We start from the raw sequence: 487 nt of genomic DNA, 5'->3' as shown, positions 1-487 counted from the left end.
ATCCTTGTGAGTTCAAACAGCTCATCAATAAGCTTCTCTAAGCGTTTAGACTTGGTAAAAGCTATTGTTGTATAATGCCTGATTTGCTCCGCGGTCAATTGATTGTCCTGAAGCAGAAAATCTAAATAACCCAATACCGAGGTTAATGGTGTTCGCAAATCATGAGCCAAATTCAAAACCAGCTGATCTTTGCTGCTCTCCGCAAAATCGCCTCTCTCCACCGCTTTTTGCAGCTTCTCACTTGCCATATTGATGTCTTCCGCAATATCTCTGAACTCATCGTTCGAGGAAATGTGCACACGACTTTGGAAATCACCATTAGCGAGACGGTGAATGCCCGTGGAAATCTCATGAAAATAAGTAGCATAAGGTTTGGTGAGGAAAAAGAAACATACAATCGCCAGAGGGATAAAAAAGATTAGAAAAAAATTAAAATCACCAATGCTGGAAATAATATGGCGATATTTCACCAACGGATCTTCAGCAC

General features: G+C 40.7%; 1 protein-coding gene. It reads right to left on the bottom strand.

The genetic code is table 11. The features are described from left to right. Positions 1-487 (bottom strand): sensor histidine kinase (locus AC1DUA_RS40450; RefSeq protein ID WP_477504996.1); only part of this gene is annotated, 487 nt, incomplete at both ends.

The organism is Paenibacillus sp. 01T422, assembly GCF_056398785.1.
This window is presented reverse-complemented; position numbering and strand designations above follow the sequence as displayed.